The sequence below is a fragment of the Bacillus sp. FSL E2-0195 genome (assembly GCF_038003645.1).
GTDB lineage: Bacteria > Bacillota > Bacilli > Bacillales > Bacillaceae_G > Bacillus_A > Bacillus_A mycoides.
The window spans coordinates 29,998-47,390 of the sequence record NZ_JBBOPN010000002.1; the positions used below are offsets into that span (position 1 = coordinate 29,998).

Below are 17,393 nucleotides of genomic sequence, written 5' to 3' on the forward strand. Positions count from 1 at the left end.
CATTGCACTCATCTATTTATATTGATTAAAAGCTTCCATTAAGTTTCTATAAAAATTCATACTTCATTTTCCCTTCATTAACAATTTGCTTTTACATGATTCATCTCTTGTTAGAAAAGGGATTGTTAATGTTATGTTAATGCATTTCTTCACTTAACTTAACTCTTTTATTAATTCGCACAACTGTGTATGCAGTAAAAACAAGGGTGCTGCATGTGAATCCAATTTCTTATCAATTTCAGTCATTCCTAAAAATCTATTAGGGAAGATTGTTAATTTCATATCCACAAAATTACTCAATCATTTTAAACACTTTGTAGTTTAAAATGATTGAGTAATTTACTTCGATCGTTCTGACATTTTCACTCCATTATTTTCATATGAACAAAAGACGGTATCTCAAAATTTATTATGTAGTTTTATGGTTTAGTGAATGGGGATCTATATTAAGGTAAAGAGCCCATGGACGTATTTATACCATGCCGTTGATTCAGAAAGAAATAACATTAATTTTCATCTAAGTAAATTGATGATTCAACACAAAAGGAAAAGCCTACAAAAAATTGAATCTCGCACTGAACCAGTAATAGAAGTAGACACTCAATCACAAAAAAGAAATTAATAATCTAATACCGAAGAAAGAAAATCACTCTTTGTTTTCAAAATCCTTTTTATAATTCTTGAATAATTTCAATCCATAAAAATCTTAATATTCCTATCTACGTCTTGTTAGGGCGGTATAACATCACCTTATTAGTGATTTTTCTTTTGAATGCTTGTTAGGTATCTAGCAGTACCCCGTCCTAACAATCAGAACAATCTCGTAAATCCCATTAAATCAATAATTTTCTACAGATTTATAAAGCAAGTTATCATCCCAACTTTGGAGTACAAGAGTAGGTATCTCTAGAAGGCAAATCCTCTCATTCATTTTTTCTTGTTTTACAACCAATATTTAGATGTACTAATATATATAAAATGATACTTATTTAGTTTAATTTAAGATACGAGGTGTATATAATGTTCAAAAAACCGTATAAATATAAACGACCAGGTACCCAAAAATATTTTCATCTAAAAGAAGCAGACATATTTGTTTTTACAGTTTTATATTACAAAAGAGCCCTTACAACACGTCAAATCACTACGTTATATAGTGCATTTGAGGGGAGGGAATGTTCAGAAGCAAGCGTATTTACAAAACTCGACCGATACTCCCAATATGGTGCTATCCTAACTAAAAAAATAGATAAAAGGGATGACAGTATAACAAAACGCGCTTTATTTTCCTTGAAAGAGAAAATAATTGAATTCTTAAAAGAAATAGGGAAGCTCCCACCTGGCGCTTCAAAAAAAAGATATTCACGTATAAATTCACTTCACACTTTATGTTCACATGAGGTTCTTGTTCGTACTCTACTAGCTACTACAGAGAAGACACAAAATAATGAGATTTTATATAAATTAGATATCCGCTCTTATTACCTGAAGAAAAATATGAAAATTGAGGATGGCCAGTTACCGGTGATACCTGATGAACACATTTCATATCAAGATAAAAATATCTATATTGAAATGGATATGTGTAAAGAAACCAATTCTACCTTAGTTGAAAAAGTAGGCAAGTATGTAGAATATGCTCAAAAAACGAAGGACAATGTTTCAGTTATTTTTGTCATGTACGACAAATCAATGTTCCTTGCAGAAGAAGCAGAACCACCATACGTACGTATGAAGAATCTATTATTTTCTATGAGGGAGTATCACGAACTTTTAACGACAATACCTAATCTAAATATGTACGTCTGCTCACTTAAAGATGCTGGAGACGTTATTTCAGATATCATTCTTGGAAAAGATGACAACCAAAATTTCGAACAAGATATTCTTGTGCCTTTATCTCAACGTACAGTAGGAGATGCTGAATGGCGTTATGCATTTGTTGAGAACGTACAAATATTTAAGGAACCAATAGATGGCGGTCTACGTCGAACTTATAGGCGAGACAAAGACGTTATACAAGATTTCTTCTTTATTTTTGGGAACGAAAATGATTATCGAATGATCGCTAGATTAGATGACGTCGTGTTTTCAAGAAGAGAAGGGGATGACGGTGTTCCACTTGTAGTTATCTATCCTAAACGTGAAAACCCCAGAGATATTCTTCTGATGGACACTTATGAAAATGTACGACTGCTATCAATCCAAAATGAAAGTATCCATATAGACATGGATGAACAGATCATGGTACGTACTGCAAATAACGTTCATCCGAAAAGACGTAAACTTTTTGAGTTATATTAATCTATTATTTTTTATATAACACTATATAATTTTATTGATTTTCATTATTTAAGGTGGTAGAATAACGTTTGAACATATAATTAAAACTACAATCAAATCAGAACATATGAATTAAGGCAAGCGACACACGCTGTTTTTACAGTGGGTGTCGCTTGCCTTTTTTTATTTAGAGAAAGGTGGAAAATGAAAATGAATTTGCAATTTACAACTGCATCAACAGCCAATGGGGGAGTGCTTTCTGTGAGAGAGGCATTAGCAAATCCAGAACTAGTACTTGAACATATTACAGAAGAAGGTGCGGAGTTCAGCGTTTCACTACAAGATATTAAAATACCTGGTAAGCCTAATTATTATTGGTACGACGTATTGATTGAAACTGCAACTGCTAAGAAAATAGAAGTGAATATTGCTGTACTTTCTCAAGAAGAATATGACAAGCTTTGTGAAAAAGCTAGTATCGACCTATATTTAAAACAGACTGAAGATGCAGCGAAGTTCTTTCTAGAAAAATCAAAAGAGCGATTTAATCCAGAGTTACAAGATCGTTTTATATTCCGCCATAAAGCTCAGCTGTTTCTGTAAGGAATAGGTGAGCCTTTATGGATACGTTTAAGCAAAGGTTACCTTTATTTACAACTATTACACTAATTAGCGCATTTATTATTTCTTTTGGAGTCGGTTTAATAAACTATATAAAGTTACTATACTATGCATTTGAACCACCGTCTTATCCTATAGAAATTACATATGTACCACTTATCTTAATGTTCTTCTCTTTATTTCTAGGAGAATTTAGTTTTCGTTTCTACAGCCGTATTCCAGCTTTACATGTGAAAAATGGGAAACTTTTCATTCTAATTGCTTCACACATCGCAGTTGATATCCAATTCTTATGGTTTGCAACTGCTCCTATTCACGCAAAAGTTATCCCTTATCTCACGGATAAAGCAACGCATGTTAATTTTGGTGAATATCAGGCAGTAGGACAAGTATTAACGGGGAATTTCCACACATTAACCATGATATTTGTGTTTTTACCGACTGTATTTATGATCTTGTTTACTCTTTGGTATAGCGGGCATATTGTTCGTTACCGGGAAGAAATTTTAAAATGGGTACAAAAATATGAATACAAAAACCATAAGTTACAAAAATGGTTTAATAGTCAGGAACAAAAAATATATCCTGATGTAGAAATTGGTCCTCATATTGAGCATAAAGAAATGGTTCGTATTAAAGGGAAAGATCGCACACTAAACGGAATCATTATTGGTCCGATTGGCTCTGGTAAAACATCTAGTTTAATCATTCCAATGATTAATCAAGATTTACACTGGATGGTACGTTTCATTAATAAGTTCGAAAATACTTATAAAAAAAATGATTATGATACGGAAGAAGTAAAAGGGACCTTTTTAAATGGCGTTACTGTAATTGAACCTAGTAATGATCTATGTCAGAAAGTATACAAATTAGTTCAAGCACACAAAATTCCAGAAAGCTCTGTTTACTATATTGATCCAACTAATCCAGATACAAAAAACATAAACATTCTGCGTGGGCCAGTTGATAAGGTAGCAGAAGTGTTCGCGATGGTTATTCAAGGTTTATCTGAATCAAACAATGCATTCTTTGAGCAAGCACAGCGTAACCACCTTAAGCAACATATCTATTTATTAAAGCTGCACAACCCGCAAAAAGATGTAACCTTCGATGACTTGATAGAGATGTATGATGATGTAGAACGTGTCCATCGTATGCATAAACTGTTAAAAGTACAGGTGGAAAAGTTATACGATTTTGTTCAAACTGGCGCTGCTTCCCGGGATCAGAACAACGAATATAAAATTATAAAAGGGATAGACGAGTGGTTTGATAATACCATTCGAGAAAAGACAGACTCTCAAGGTGAACCAGCGGTTTATAAAAAAGGAAAATACCGCGGACATCCCATGCATTATGATAGAGAAGAAGAATATGTAAAAGGATTACGTAACATCTTAAAAGACCTTGCTTCAAACGTACTGATACGACGTGTTTTATTTGGAAAATCCGATTTTGATTTCGATGTCCACTTAGAGCAAGGTGGTATTTTACTAGTGAACACGGCAAAAGGGGAATTAGCCGACCTTTCTAACGTATTAGGAAAATTTGTCTTACTTAGTATGCAGAATGCTGTATTCCGTAGAGAACCAAACTTATCACCGTACCATCATATTATTGTCGATGAATTTCCAGATTACGTTGTGCGCCCGTTTAAAGAATTCCCTGCACAATCTCGTAAATATAAAGTTATCCTGACAATTGCAAGCCAAACACTATCTCAATTAGCTCTCGATTTCACAGAGCAGTACATGTTTACCTTGCTGGGCTCATTCCGTAACAAAATGATATTTGGAGATGTTACGCCATATGATGCAAAGATATTCTCTGACATGTTTGGCGAAAAAGAGGAATTTAAAGAATCTGAATCTGAACAAGGTATTTCTCCTATGCAAGAGAATCCCGTTAGTCGCTTAGGATCAACCTATCAAAAAACAAAAGAAGTGGTTATGTCGCCAGGGGATATTATGGCACAAGGTGCATTTATTTGTGCTGCTCGTATCGTACAAGATAATCATGTGCAGCCTGTACAACAAATCACAAGTAATTTTGTACCCAAAGAAGAGTTTGCTAAAGCGATTATTCAAGTTGACGAAGAACTAGGGCAATATTGGGGAAATGAGCGTCTCATTCTAATTAAGGAATCTATTACTAAAGCAAATCCAATGAAGCACGTAGATGCAGAGAATATGAGAACAATAGAACCATTACCACCTATACAGAATGATACGATGGAGCAGAACAATTCTATAGGAACAGACGAGGGACAACAGCACATTGTCTCATTGGATAATTATAAGGAGAATAAATCTGAACCTGAAACAAAAGAAGTCGAAGATATAGTTGTATTAAATACATCCATTGCTAATGAACAACAGACAAGCCACAACGAGAAAGATGAAGAGGACACTTCTCTATATGAAGAGATTAAAAGCTTCGTAATTGAATCACAGCAAGTCTCGCCATCCCTGCTGCAAAGAAAATTTAGGATTGGCTATATGAAGACAGCGCGATTAATTGAGAAGTTAGAACAAAATCTAGTTGTCAGCTCCTATACAGGAAAAGAACCTCGTAAAGTTCTAATTTCAAAAGACAATAGTAGTCCACTATCGCCAGAGGCGTCTGATATAAATTCTACCGTCTTGTACGAAACAAATTCCGATAAAAGTATTCCTCAAGAAGTAGCCATTCCAAGCGAAGACAAGGAGGCCGCGCTTGAAGAGACAAGCTTTTTTAAAGATATCTTATATGATGATGTTGTAATTTTTGTGAAGCAATCCAGGGCGGCTTCCCTATCGGCATTGCAGGATAAATTTAATATTGGTTCTACACGTGCCTCACGCTTATTAGATGCCTTACAACGTCATGGAGTCTTAAATGACATAGACACGCAACAAAAGTTGGAATGTGTAACACCTGAAATACATGAAGAGGTAGTTGAAGAAATAATCAAGGAAGTAATTGAGCTAAAGCCAGAGGATATAGTAGATTCCTATGAAATAGATATGGATGTGGCCGAACTTAACAAAGGTTTATCCATTTCTATAATGGAACAAGAGTGGAACACAGATGCTTCAATTGAGACGGAGCTTTCAATTAAAACCGAACCATTCCAAGAGGAGTTACAAGAAGAAGTAAATACACTGCAAATAGCGGAAGAATCAGAAACAGATATTGGTGAAAAGCTGATTCCAGTTATAGAAGCAGTAGATTTTACAGAAGAAAACAAACTAGATGACGAAGTTGCAAAAGTTTACGAATCAATTAGTGCTACTGTTCATAAAAACTTAGAAAAAAACATGGTAGAAAACACAAAAAACACTGAAGAGCAACAAGAGTATAGCCGTATGACCTATAAAGAACGTCAAGAACGTCTCAAGGCTCAACAGAAAAATAAGTATAGTGGTGCACAGCCACTGTCATATAGAAATGAACAACCTAAGAAAAATACATCTAACGTGATGAGTAAGGAATTAAACGATATATTTGATTAATATAGCCTTTCAATTAGAACAATACTTTGAAATTAATGAGAGATGTTGACTTGTAATAAAATCACGATGTTATTACAAAAGCTTTATTGCCGATTAATAAAAGAATTGTTGCTAAAGATGGTGTGAATTGGAATTTCACACCTGTACCTTTGAAATAAAGTCTTACTGTTTATAAGAATGAGGTACCTTTTTTAAAAAAGTTATACCACTTTATCCCTTTGTATAAAGGGATATTTTTTGTGTGTATTTTTAATTACAAAAAACATTTTGTCAAAAATACTTTACGAATTGTAAGAAATAAATTACAATCTTTTCAAGAGGTGTTGCTATTGTTACATAATAAAATTGTGGTTTGTCGAGCAGAAAAAAGTTGGACTCAAGAAGAACTGGCAAAAAGAGTGGGTGTTAGTCGTCAAACTATCGCTACTCTTGAAAAAAATAAATATAATCCTTCTCTAATTCTTGCTTTTAAAATTGCAAATATATTTGAAAAGTCAATAACTGACGTGTTCGATTATCAGGAGGAGTGAGACATATGTTGTGGTTAAAATCTTTATTTTTAGTTTTAATATTCATCAGTCAGATGTATGTAATAAAATTTCAATCAAGTGATGAAGCAAAAGACGAAAGAGGAAGAGAAATTCAATATAAAACAAATAATGTGTTGTACAACATCCTATCTTTAGGTATCATTGCCATTATTATTTTTCAATCGATAGATATTGTTCCTTCAGAATTTCTACCTGATTTATTGTTATATTTTGTACTTTCATTAAGTGTGCTAGGCAGTATTATTATATTTATCAACAGAAACAGGAAAAATTACTGATATATTGTACTAGTTAGTTGTTTTATAATGTTCTGTTAGACGATTGAACAGTATTTTTCTTTAAAAATGAATTTTATTAATATCCTTAAACCAACAGTTGCATTTGCTTAAGTGGACAGCATAAAATATTTGAAGTTGATCCAAATAACACTTGCATAAATCCCCTAATACCATTATATTAAAATTAATAATTATATAAACAAAACATAACTTACGTGAAGGACACACCTTACGTACCATTCCAACGGTACAGGTGTGTCCTTTTTTACGTTCTAGGAGGAAAAATAGAATGACAGTAGAGAAAGAAACAACACACATTGCAGAAGAACTAGGGATGGCTTTTGAACAAGAAATCACAGTAGGAGACACACAAGTAGAAACAAACTTTAATCAATTTGAGCGAGTACGTGAGCATGAATTAGAAGAGTTAGCTCGTATGAAACGTGAACGTATTATAGGTAAAGGCTTAATTACAGTAGTCTCTGAAAAGTTGTTCCCAACTAAAAATGGTAAATCAGAACGCATACCCGTACTTACGATGCAAATTGGTACCCATACAACTGCATATTGCCCTATTACAGAGGCAGGGATAACAATTCCTAAAAATCCTCAATGGCTAGTTGGTAGAACAAAACCTGTTATCATTGAGCATTTCCAAAAGACAGAGGAAGGGAACTTTGCTGTTGTATCAATCACAGCAGGAGAGCTCGCATTACAAAAAAGATTATATGATGAAGTAACCTCACAAGGTGGGAATAAAGTATACACAGGAACAGTTTCAGGTCATATTCCAACTGCACAAACCGTTCTGGTTGAAGTCCATGGTGTAACTATAGGGGTAAGGTACTCACATTGGTCACATTCATTTGTACGTCCGGAGGATATTATTATTGGTGATGTTGTAGAGCTCATTATCGATAAAGTATTAGAAAAGAACGGCCGCTATGAATTTAGAGGAAATAAAAAGAAACTAGAAACAGATCCAATGGAAAAGCTATTAGATCTTAAGAAGCGACGTGACCGTTTTGTAGGTATAATTGTAGGTGTAGATGCCATTGCTGGTATTTTCGTAGAAGTTGCACCTGGTATTCAATTTAAAGGATTAAAGAGCCGTAATCTTGCTAATCCAACTCCAGAAGATGCAATTAACCAAACAATCGTTACATGTGAGCTGCTTAATATTGATCCAAAAAATCGCAGAGGAACTGTACGTATTTTAAATTATCCTCAAGGCCAAAGTAAAAAATCTAGTTCTGCAATCTTTCAATTTTAATGAATGACTATGCGTACAATAGAGAATCAAATGTCTCCATATCTCCCTTCCGTCCCACATTTATCAAATGAGGACGCACAGGGACTTCAGGTATATCGGATACATAGTCTGAATAAAACCTATGTATTCCATTCCTATGACGAATTAGTTACGTTAAAGCAGCGTTTAACAGAAGAACAGCATGCAATACTAACTTTCATCGGTATTCATACATCTGTTCGTTTTAATCATTTATTATATCTATTCAAAGATAAGTTTTTGCGTAAGAGAATTAATGATGCACTTCAAGGACTACTTTACTATCGTCTCATTGAAAAATGGCAAGTAGAGATTTTTGATATGGAAATTCTTGAGGAGGCTTATACGTTATCCGATAATGGGTTTAAGCTCTTAAAGTACTGGCAAGGAAATATGTTTTACTTTGCTCCGGAGCGCCTTGATAATCACGGCAAATACGTTCACCTACGTTATTGGCATGATATAGACTTACTCTGCCATCTACGCTATGCTCCGTCCTATGTGGGGCATATTATGCATCCATCTATAAGTAAAGGGGTTTTCACCCCTCCTTTAAGTTTTGTAGTAAGCGGTGGAGAAGATCGTAAATTTAATTTTGTTGTATACTCCACCTTATTATCAGATACAAAGGATCGATTAAAGCGGATTATCGCTAGATGGAAGACTTTTGTAGAGTCCGGGAAAGATGTTATTATGCAAGACTTAGGGAATAATCCTACAATCTTAGTTGTTTATGTTTCTACTGAAAAACAGGCAAAGCAAATTAATAATGATCTACTACTTGATTTAATTCCTGGTAAAGTATTGCTATGTATAGGAGAAACCTTACATTCTCAAGGATTACAACATGCTTTTTATCAGCCTCTTGCAGAAGGGGAGATTAAACAATTAAATACAAAGCTATTCGCAACAAACTAAGCCACCCTTACAAGCTATTGCTTTCTTTTAAAGGGTGGCTTGTTTACTTTTACAAATAGAGATGATTTGCGTGTTTTATCATTTGAAATCATCAAAAACCACGATGTTATCGGTATAGAAGATTTGCAAGTATCGAATATGCTAAAGAATCATAAGTTAGCAAAAGCAATTAGTGAGGTATCATGGTCACAGTTTTGAACCATGTTGGAATATAAAGCAAAATGGTACAGCAAACAAGTCATTGTCGTATCGAAAACATTTGCTTCAAGCCAATTATGCTCTTGTTGTGGATATCAAAACAAAGACGTTAAAAACCTAAACCTACGTAAATGGGACTGCCCTTCTTGTCGTACACACCATGATAGGGATATTAACGCAAGTATCAATCTAAAGAATGAAGCAATACAGCTTCTAACCGCAAGGACTGCGGGGATAGCCTAATAAATTAGAGTTCGATAGAACTCTTTACTTAGGAATCCTCCACTTCTAAACGAAGTGAAAGTGGGGGTAGTTCAATGCTTTGTATTCGCTGCTTAAACTCTTTCGGTAAACAGTTATTTTCTTTTTTAAACAACTTATAAAACTGTGACATGTTTGCAATTCCAACTTCGCATCCGACATCTGTAATACTAAGGTCACTTGTTATTAATAAACTTTCAGCTTGTTTGATGCGCTTATAATTCACATAATCTAAAAAGGAAATACCCATAATTCTTTTAAAGTATTTGATGAAATAATGATAGCTTAAATTTATTAATGCACATGCTTTGGTTACGGTTATCTTTTCTCCTAAATGATCTTCTACATAATCAAGTACTGGTTTTAAACGAGCAAAGTCGTCTTGTTCACTATAATTTAATATGTTATGTGTGTCATTTCTTACTAGTAATAAAAGTAATTTCTTAATGGCAGCACTAATTGCGATTTCATATCCGTTCATTTTCACTTTTGATTCTGTAAAGATTTCTGTAATAAGAGCATAAGCCTCATGTTTCACCACTTCATTTTGTTCAAAAATATAGTTTAACTCATTTAAGGATTTTGTTTGTTCTGAAAAGCAATGTAAATATTGTATAATGCTTCGGTCAAAGTGTTGTTTTAAATTTACTTGAAACACAACGTAGTGTAACGAACCTGCAGAAGGTTTATGTGACCGATGCAACTCAGATTTCCCAAAAATAAAAACATCTCCAGGGCCAAGAACAATATACTTATCTTTATTTTGTATACCTAAATATCCTTCTATAATTGCTAGAAACTCAATCTCTTCATGATAATGCCAAGGGGCACTCTCAATTTGATTATTATAAGAGGTTTCCATAACAATGTCCCATACTTTTAAAAATAGTAATGGATTTTGATAAATAACCTTTTCTTCAATTGCTTCAGCAAGCTTATTACAAATTCCTTCTGACATAGACGTTTACACCTCCTTATTAGGAATATAACACCTTTATCAAAATGCGATAAGTAAGTTGCCTTATTTCTTATAGAAAAAGGCAACTTTTGATAAAAACATAACGATATATAGCATATTTTTTCAGTGAAAAAATTTCTATAATAATTTTAAATCAAGCAAAAGGAGGCTATGATAGTGAATATTTTAAAAGTAGGTGTTATTGGCTGCGGAAGCATCGCACAGTATCGTCATTTACCAGAATACGAAGCAAACCCATATGTACAGATTGTGGCTGTTTGTGACAGTAATAAAAAGCGCGCAAAAGAAGTTGCCAATAAGTATGGTGTAAATATGTACACTGACTATAACGAGCTTATCAATTGTGAAGAGTTAGATGCAGTGAGTGTATGTACACCAAATGATTTACATGCATCAATTTCTATCGTTGCTTTACAATCGGGTATCCATGTACTATGTGAAAAGCCAATGGCGACGTCAAAAAAAGATGCGAAAATGATGATTGAAGCTGCTGAAAAAAGCGGTAAAAAGTTAATGATTGGTCATAACCAGCGATTTGTTACTTCTCACCAAAAGACAAAACAATTGATTGAAAATGGAGAAATCGGAAAAATATATAGCTTCCGTACAGCATTTGGTCATAGTGGTCCTGAAAATTGGAGTGTAGATGGAAAAGAGAGCTGGTTCTTTAAAAAAGATGAAGCGTTTCTTGGTGCAATGGGTGATTTAGGTGTACATAAAGCAGATTTAATTCGGTATATTCTTAATGAAGAAATTACAGAAGTTGGTGCCTTTGTTGAGACGAGCGCAAAAACATTTTCGAATGTAGATGATTGTGCTGTATGTATGTTGAAAAGCGAAAGTGGCATTATCGGAACACTTGCAGCAAGTTGGTCTTACGTTAGCAAAGAAGATAATTCAACAATTATTTATGGTGAAAAGGCCACTCTTCGACTAGAAGATGATCCGACTTACTCACTCATTCTTCAATATAAAAATGGTGAAGTTGTAAAATATGAGCTTGATAAAATTCAATCGAATGCTGCAGTTGGTCAAAGTAATTCACATGTAATTGAGCAGTTTGTAGAGTCTATCCTTTCTGATAAAGAGCCGTTAATTAATGGTGTAGAAGGAATGAAATCGTTAGAAGTCATTTTAGCAGCCATACAATCCAGTGAAGCAAAACAAATTGTTACAATTCCATTATGAGAAAAGGTGAAGACATGAAGAAACTACGCATTGGAATAATAGGGGCCGGAGGAATTGCACAAGGTCGCCATATCCCTGCATTTGTAAAATTACATCAATATTGTACGATTACGGCTATACATGATAGAAACATAGAACACGCAAAACAAATCGCTGAAACATATAACATTCCTTATGTATTTGAAACCTATGAAGAAGTCTTTAAAGAAGTTGATGCTGTTTGTATTTGTACACCTAATAAGTTTCATGCTGAGATTTCTATCGCAGCATTACAAGCAGGGAAACATGTATTATGCGAAAAACCGATGGCTTTAGCAGCGGCAGAATGCGAAAAAATGATAGAATCTGCAAAAAACAACGGTAAAAAACTTGCTATCGCTTATCATTATCGTTACATGAAAGAGTCGCAAGTTGCAAAACAAATGATGATAGGTGAGATTGGCACACCTCTTGTTGTTCGTGTAAAAGCACTCCGTCGCCGAAAAGTACCAGGCTGGGGCGTTTTCACAAATAAAGAATTACAAGGCGGAGGAAGTTTAATAGATTACGGTTGTCATCTTCTTGATTTAGCACTTTGGTTAATTGGAAATCCAAAACAAACAGAAGTCATTGGTAGTGTCTATAATGCCGTTAGTAAGCAACCAAATCAAGTAAATATGTGGGGAGAATATGATTATAAAACGTTTCAAGTTGATGATCATGTTACCGCATATATAAAGTTTGAAAATGGGGCATCATTGTTATTTGAAACTTCTTGGGCAGCAAATATTAAAAATGATGAAGAACATGTGAGTATTTCCGGAGTAAACGGTGGAATAAATGTTTTTCCAATTGAATTATATACAATAAAACATAATATGATATTAAATAGTGAACCAGTCTGGATAGCAAATAACGGCGATCCTGGAATTTTGCAAGCAGAAAACTTTGTAAAAGCTTGCTTATACGATGAAGAATTAATTGTAAAGCCTGAGGAATCGCTGCAAGTATCGCAAATTATTGATGCAATTTACGAAAGTAGTAACACACATGCAGAAGGGACGGGAAGATAAATGAAATTAGGAGTATTTACAACACTTTTCTCTCACATGGAATTTGAAGAAATGCTTGATTATGTACAAGAAGCCGGTTTGCATGCAGTAGAAATTGGTACAGGTTGTTATCCTGGAGGTTCGCACTGTAACTTAGATGTATTATTAGAAAGTGAACAAGCCAGAAGCGTATATATAGAACATGTACAAAAAAGAGACTTAATCATTAGCGCTTTTAGTTGTCACGGAAATCCATTATCCCCAGATGCTGCTTTTGCAACAGAATCTCATGAAACATTGTTAAAAACCATTCAACTAGCTTCACTACTAGACGTACCTGTTGTGAATTGTTTTTCAGGCGTAGCAGGTGACCATGAAAGCGCAAAATACCCGAATTGGCCTGTTGCACCATGGCCAAATGAATACAATGATATTTTAAAATGGCAATGGGAAGAAAAGCTCATTCCTTATTGGAAACAAGTTGGTGAATTTGCAAAAGAACATGGTGTAAAAATTGGTTTAGAACTTCACGGTGGTTTCTTAGTACATACGCCATATACATTACTAAAACTACGTGAAGAAACATGCAATGCGATAGGTGCTAACTTAGACCCTAGTCATTTATGGTGGCAAGGAATTGACCCTGTCGCTGCTATTAAGTTATTAATGAAAGAAAATGCAATTTATCACTTTCATGCAAAAGACACTTACATCGATCAAGATAATGTAAATATGTATGGTTTAACAGACATGCAGCCCTACGGTAAAGTGAAAACAAGAGCTTGGACGTTCCGTTCTGTTGGTTGTGGCCATAGCTTAGAAGAATGGTCGCAAATGATGAGTGCACTTCGTACATATGAATATGATTATGTTGTAAGTATCGAACACGAAGATCCACTCATGTCTATTCAAGAAGGATTTAAACGTGCCACAAAAAATCTTCAATCTATTTTAATTGAAGAAAACCCTTCACAGATGTGGTGGGTGTAACTTCGTTTAAAAAAGAAATAAGTAACATTTTTTTCAGAGAAGCCATTCGTAAAAGAATATTAGCTTCTCTTTTTTTTAAAGAAACGTTTAAAAAAGGAAGAAATATTCAAAAATAAATTGCGAAAACTAATTATCCTGTATCTACCTCTATACAAAGTATGGATTTTACGAAATAATATTGTTTGATACCTGTTTCAACAATAATGATATATACAGATGTAATTATTGTTGAAATAGAATATATAAGAAAGGAGTAATACATTGCTACGTATACAAAGAGGGTACATGTACAATCCAGATGATAATAAGGTAATTGTTAATGAAATTTTCTACGATGCTACATCAGAACAAAAGCTAGGAAGCAAAATGGGTGTGTTCGATGCGGTTAAACTACCTACTGCTATTTTTCAAAAGGTCCAAGAAACTGAAAGTATGTCCTACATGGAGACTGTTGAAGTTGAAGCAGAAACCATTAAAGAAATACTTTGTTATTTAGACCAACATCAAAAGCCAGAAAAACTATATTTTGAAATGCAGTATATGAAGTAACACCAAGAAATGAAAATAAGAGGGGATTTATAGCAGGGGAAACAGGGGCATTATTATACAATACATATAACATCTGCATAATAAATTCCTTCTTATCTTCATTTCATTAAAAACAATTGAATATAATATAAAAATAGTTTAATATAAATTTATATTTATTGTTTAATTGATTCCGTTTATTCCCACACCTTATGTGTTGTGGTTGAGTTGTAGAAGCAAGTTGTGTTCTTGTTTCAATTATGAAAGGGCTTCTTTGAGCCGATTAGTGTATATATAGCTTATTTTGCTATGCACATTTTAATCGACTTGAAGAAGCCCTTTTTGTGTTGTCTTTAAGTTAGGAAGCACATATAAATAGACCTTCGGGGCTAATAATATGCTAAATGAAAAAGCACTTATTTTGTGGTTTTTTTGTTTAATTAAGAGGAGAGATAATATGAAATTTTACAAGATAGGAAGTTCGAAAGAGTTTATGAGAGTAATTTATGCTCGAAATTCATATGAGGCAGCTGGGTACTATTTATTAGAAACAGATCACAATTGTACAGACTTAAATGAGTTATTCATTCAAATAACGGGCCTCTCAGAGCATATTCAGGTTCTGTACAATGGTTATCCTGTTACTAAATCTTTACAAGAAATCTCTAAAGAGAAGCGCTTTACAACATATCCTTGTACTGTAGTAGAGATACTAAACTAAGCAAGAATGAGAAGGCTAGATATTTAGGTATTATAACTAAAAAATACTGTGAAGAAATAGCACATGATTTGTGCTTTTTTTATTTGGAAAAGGAAATATTTATGATGAAACATGAACATGCAATTACATTAGATGAACTAGCATTATCACTAGGGGAACTTATATTAACCTTTCAAAATAAAGAAATCACCGAACCCATTAAAAGTCGTTTCCTGCACACTTAGGTGTACAATTTTCTTATAAAAAAGAATTGCAGGAATTCTATTTCTATTATGGAGAAAAACACTTACCAGGTCTTTATCGTCTCTTACTATTGTTAAAGATTTTTGAATTTGACAGCAAAGAAAGAGATTAATTTCTAATTTATAGTAAACTAGATAAAGAATGGAATATAAAAATTAAGAACTAGAGTATTTATATACGTAAGATACTTGTTGCAATGCTAAAAGCACAAGGGATTAGAATATGAAACTTGAGAGGAGTACTTTAATATGATTACAGTTAACCGAGGATATATGTATGATCCAGATGATAATGAGGTCTTAATTACCGAAATTTATTATGAGGCTGCTACAGATACTAAATTAGGAAGTAAAATGGATAGCTTATCTTACGCAGTTATTCCTAATGAAATTAAAGAAAAAATAGAAGCAGCTGCTTCATTATCCTATATGGAAAGCATTGAGATGTCTCAGCAATTAGCTGTCTTATATCAAAATGAAATTAACATGTATGGAAAACCTGGAAAATTGTACTTTGAGTTAAAGAATATATAAGAGGGAAAAAGACATTGGACAAATTTGTTCAATGTCTTTTTTATTAATCTGCAGAGGAGCATATATAATGAATGTTGTAACTGAAATTGAAACGAGTCTTTGGACAATTTGTGTAGGGGATGTTTTTAGCAATGGCCGTATGCCGTACCATCTAAAAGTTGTAAACATTGAAGTAGAAGATATGACGAAACCAGACGATGCGAAGATATTAGCCATGGGAATGAGGAACAGCTTCCTGCCTTTTCTTCACTAATCGTGCTTACGTCAGAAGGAAAGGAAAGCATTCACCTTAAACCACAAAATTCTCAAGTAGGTACTGCAAGTGTAGAAATTCCATGTAATCAAGTAGAGGCATTTACATTGGCTTGTAATGTGGAATATCTGCTGCAAGCACTACAAACGATATCTTCTGAAAAAATCGCGATAAAAATGATTAGTAATCAGAGACCTATTGTGGTAGTGGGAGCAGAGGATACAATTCATTCTAACTTGCAGTTAATCCTACCGGTTCGTGTGTAAGGGGGCATTCAAATGATTATCAACGGATTTATTGCAAACGAAATGCCTGATTTAGAAAACAGTGGTTATAACGGACAAGCAGTATGTGGAGTTAAATTGAATGGCGAGGTCATTCTTTCACCGCTTGGCGATTTATTTCCAGATGCTTTTACGAAAAAAGAAACGGCTCCAAGTCAATTAAGTTGTTCCGAATTAGCTGCTTCAGAACCACAGCGCGTTATTACAAATAAGTTCGCTGCCATGACTGTTGCACAATTCGTCAACGAACTCTTTGATGAAGGTACTGTATCGAATCACTATATCATTTTCCAAGCTCAAAAAGCGTTTATGAAAGCTGCACCAATTGAGGAGTAATGATATAGGAGGGGACAAGATGAGAGTGTATCAATTAGATTCCACTCAATTACAACACACTTTAACACCAACAAACATGTGTAATGGTGTTCTACGATACTATCAATATAAGAATTATACCGTTGTATCTGTACTTGATTTATCAAAGCAAGATTCCGAAATGATTCCATTGCTTCTGGCTTGTATAGCAGAGGCTCTGATTCATTTCCATCCGGATTCTTTTTTAGCTAAGGATGAATCTAACCTCTTATATTGGTGTAGAAGGAATTTTAAAGGATTTCATAATATCTCTTGCGATGGATTCTTACAAGATTTCAAGCAGGTATATGAATATTACCAAGCATTGCAGAACGTTGGGAAACAAGAGAACAATATAAAAATAAATATGTAATAGCAGGGAGCAGAGAAA

General features: G+C 33.9%; 17 protein-coding genes and 3 pseudogenes. 19 read left to right on the forward strand and 1 reads right to left on the reverse strand.

Annotated elements, in window-relative coordinates; translation table 11 throughout:
• The first annotated feature begins 1,020 nt into the window (after positions 1 to 1,020).
• From MHH59_RS27585 to MHH59_RS27620, 8 genes and pseudogenes are all read left to right on the forward strand, one after another.
• Positions 1,021 to 2,304, forward strand: coding sequence for a replication-relaxation family protein (locus tag MHH59_RS27585; protein WP_340853158.1), 1,284 nt, complete (start codon positions 1,021 to 1,023; stop codon positions 2,302 to 2,304).
• A 189-nt stretch (positions 2,305 to 2,493) separates the two neighbouring features.
• Positions 2,494 to 2,886 carry a hypothetical protein gene (locus tag MHH59_RS27590; RefSeq protein ID WP_340853160.1) on the forward strand — a complete coding sequence of 131 codons (393 nt, stop codon included), beginning with the start codon at positions 2,494 to 2,496 and terminating at the stop codon, positions 2,884 to 2,886.
• Positions 2,887 to 2,903: 17 nt separating this feature from the next.
• A complete protein-coding gene (locus MHH59_RS27595) occupies positions 2,904 to 6,401 on the forward strand; it encodes a DNA translocase FtsK (RefSeq protein WP_340853162.1) in 3,498 nt (1,165 codons plus the stop codon).
• A gap of 329 nt (positions 6,402 to 6,730) precedes the next feature.
• A complete protein-coding gene (locus MHH59_RS27600) occupies positions 6,731 to 6,931 on the forward strand; it encodes a helix-turn-helix transcriptional regulator (RefSeq protein WP_002166831.1) in 201 nt (66 codons plus the stop codon).
• Positions 6,932 to 6,936: 5 nt separating this feature from the next.
• A complete protein-coding gene (locus tag MHH59_RS27605; RefSeq protein WP_002166832.1) occupies positions 6,937 to 7,230 on the forward strand; it encodes a hypothetical protein in 294 nt (97 codons plus the stop codon).
• Positions 7,231 to 7,519: 289 nt separating this feature from the next.
• Positions 7,520 to 8,503, forward strand: coding sequence for an RNA-binding protein (locus MHH59_RS27610; protein WP_340853168.1), 984 nt, complete (start codon positions 7,520 to 7,522; stop codon positions 8,501 to 8,503).
• Positions 8,504 to 8,512: 9 nt separating this feature from the next.
• Entirely contained in the window at positions 8,513 to 9,439 is a 927-nt protein-coding gene (locus tag MHH59_RS27615) for a hypothetical protein (RefSeq protein ID WP_340853170.1), read from the forward strand.
• A gap of 75 nt (positions 9,440 to 9,514) precedes the next feature.
• Positions 9,515 to 9,880, forward strand: a pseudogene (locus MHH59_RS27620) (RNA-guided endonuclease TnpB family protein); the annotation flags it as partial.
• 28 nt (positions 9,881 to 9,908) lie between these two features.
• On the opposite strand, the gene MHH59_RS27625 reads toward MHH59_RS27620, so the two are convergent.
• Positions 9,909 to 10,856 carry a helix-turn-helix domain-containing protein gene (locus MHH59_RS27625; RefSeq protein ID WP_078205629.1) on the reverse strand — a complete coding sequence of 316 codons (948 nt, stop codon included), beginning with the start codon at positions 10,854 to 10,856 and terminating at the stop codon, positions 9,909 to 9,911.
• Positions 10,857 to 11,033: 177 nt separating this feature from the next.
• On the opposite strand from MHH59_RS27625, the gene MHH59_RS27630 reads away from it, so the two are divergent.
• The 11 genes and pseudogenes from MHH59_RS27630 (at position 11,034) to MHH59_RS27680 (ending at position 17,375) form a co-directional block, all read left to right on the forward strand.
• On the forward strand, positions 11,034 to 12,065 hold the full coding sequence (locus MHH59_RS27630) for a Gfo/Idh/MocA family protein (RefSeq protein WP_340853171.1): 1,032 nt from the start codon (positions 11,034 to 11,036) through the stop codon (positions 12,063 to 12,065).
• A 14-nt stretch (positions 12,066 to 12,079) separates the two neighbouring features.
• Positions 12,080 to 13,117 (forward strand): Gfo/Idh/MocA family protein, encoded by a 1,038-nt coding sequence (locus MHH59_RS27635; RefSeq protein WP_434087959.1) that lies wholly within the window; start codon positions 12,080 to 12,082, stop codon positions 13,115 to 13,117.
• Entirely contained in the window at positions 13,118 to 14,086 is a 969-nt protein-coding gene (locus MHH59_RS27640) for a sugar phosphate isomerase/epimerase family protein (protein WP_340853174.1), read from the forward strand.
• A 261-nt stretch (positions 14,087 to 14,347) separates the two neighbouring features.
• Entirely contained in the window at positions 14,348 to 14,635 is a 288-nt protein-coding gene (locus MHH59_RS27645; RefSeq protein WP_016096929.1) for a hypothetical protein, read from the forward strand.
• 436 nt (positions 14,636 to 15,071) lie between these two features.
• Positions 15,072 to 15,335 (forward strand): hypothetical protein, encoded by a 264-nt coding sequence (locus MHH59_RS27650; protein ID WP_340853177.1) that lies wholly within the window; start codon positions 15,072 to 15,074, stop codon positions 15,333 to 15,335.
• 101 nt (positions 15,336 to 15,436) lie between these two features.
• Positions 15,437 to 15,559: a hypothetical protein gene (locus MHH59_RS27655; protein ID WP_002069431.1), complete on the forward strand. Its 123-nt coding sequence runs from the start codon at positions 15,437 to 15,439 to the stop codon at positions 15,557 to 15,559.
• A 267-nt stretch (positions 15,560 to 15,826) separates the two neighbouring features.
• Positions 15,827 to 16,111, forward strand: a complete 285-nt coding sequence (locus MHH59_RS27660; protein ID WP_340853179.1) for a hypothetical protein — start codon at positions 15,827 to 15,829, stop codon at positions 16,109 to 16,111.
• 67 nt (positions 16,112 to 16,178) lie between these two features.
• A complete protein-coding gene (locus MHH59_RS27665) occupies positions 16,179 to 16,364 on the forward strand; it encodes a hypothetical protein (RefSeq protein WP_340853181.1) in 186 nt (61 codons plus the stop codon).
• Positions 16,337 to 16,630: pseudogene (locus MHH59_RS27670) on the forward strand (DNA polymerase III subunit beta); the annotation flags it as partial. The gene MHH59_RS27665 and the pseudogene MHH59_RS27670, both read left to right, overlap by 28 nt.
• A 48-nt stretch (positions 16,631 to 16,678) precedes the next feature.
• Positions 16,679 to 16,984: pseudogene (locus MHH59_RS27675) on the forward strand (ThiF family adenylyltransferase); the annotation flags it as partial.
• A gap of 19 nt (positions 16,985 to 17,003) precedes the next feature.
• On the forward strand, positions 17,004 to 17,375 hold the full coding sequence (locus tag MHH59_RS27680) for a hypothetical protein (protein WP_113937392.1): 372 nt from the start codon (positions 17,004 to 17,006) through the stop codon (positions 17,373 to 17,375).
• The last annotated feature ends 18 nt before the right edge of the window (positions 17,376 to 17,393 follow it).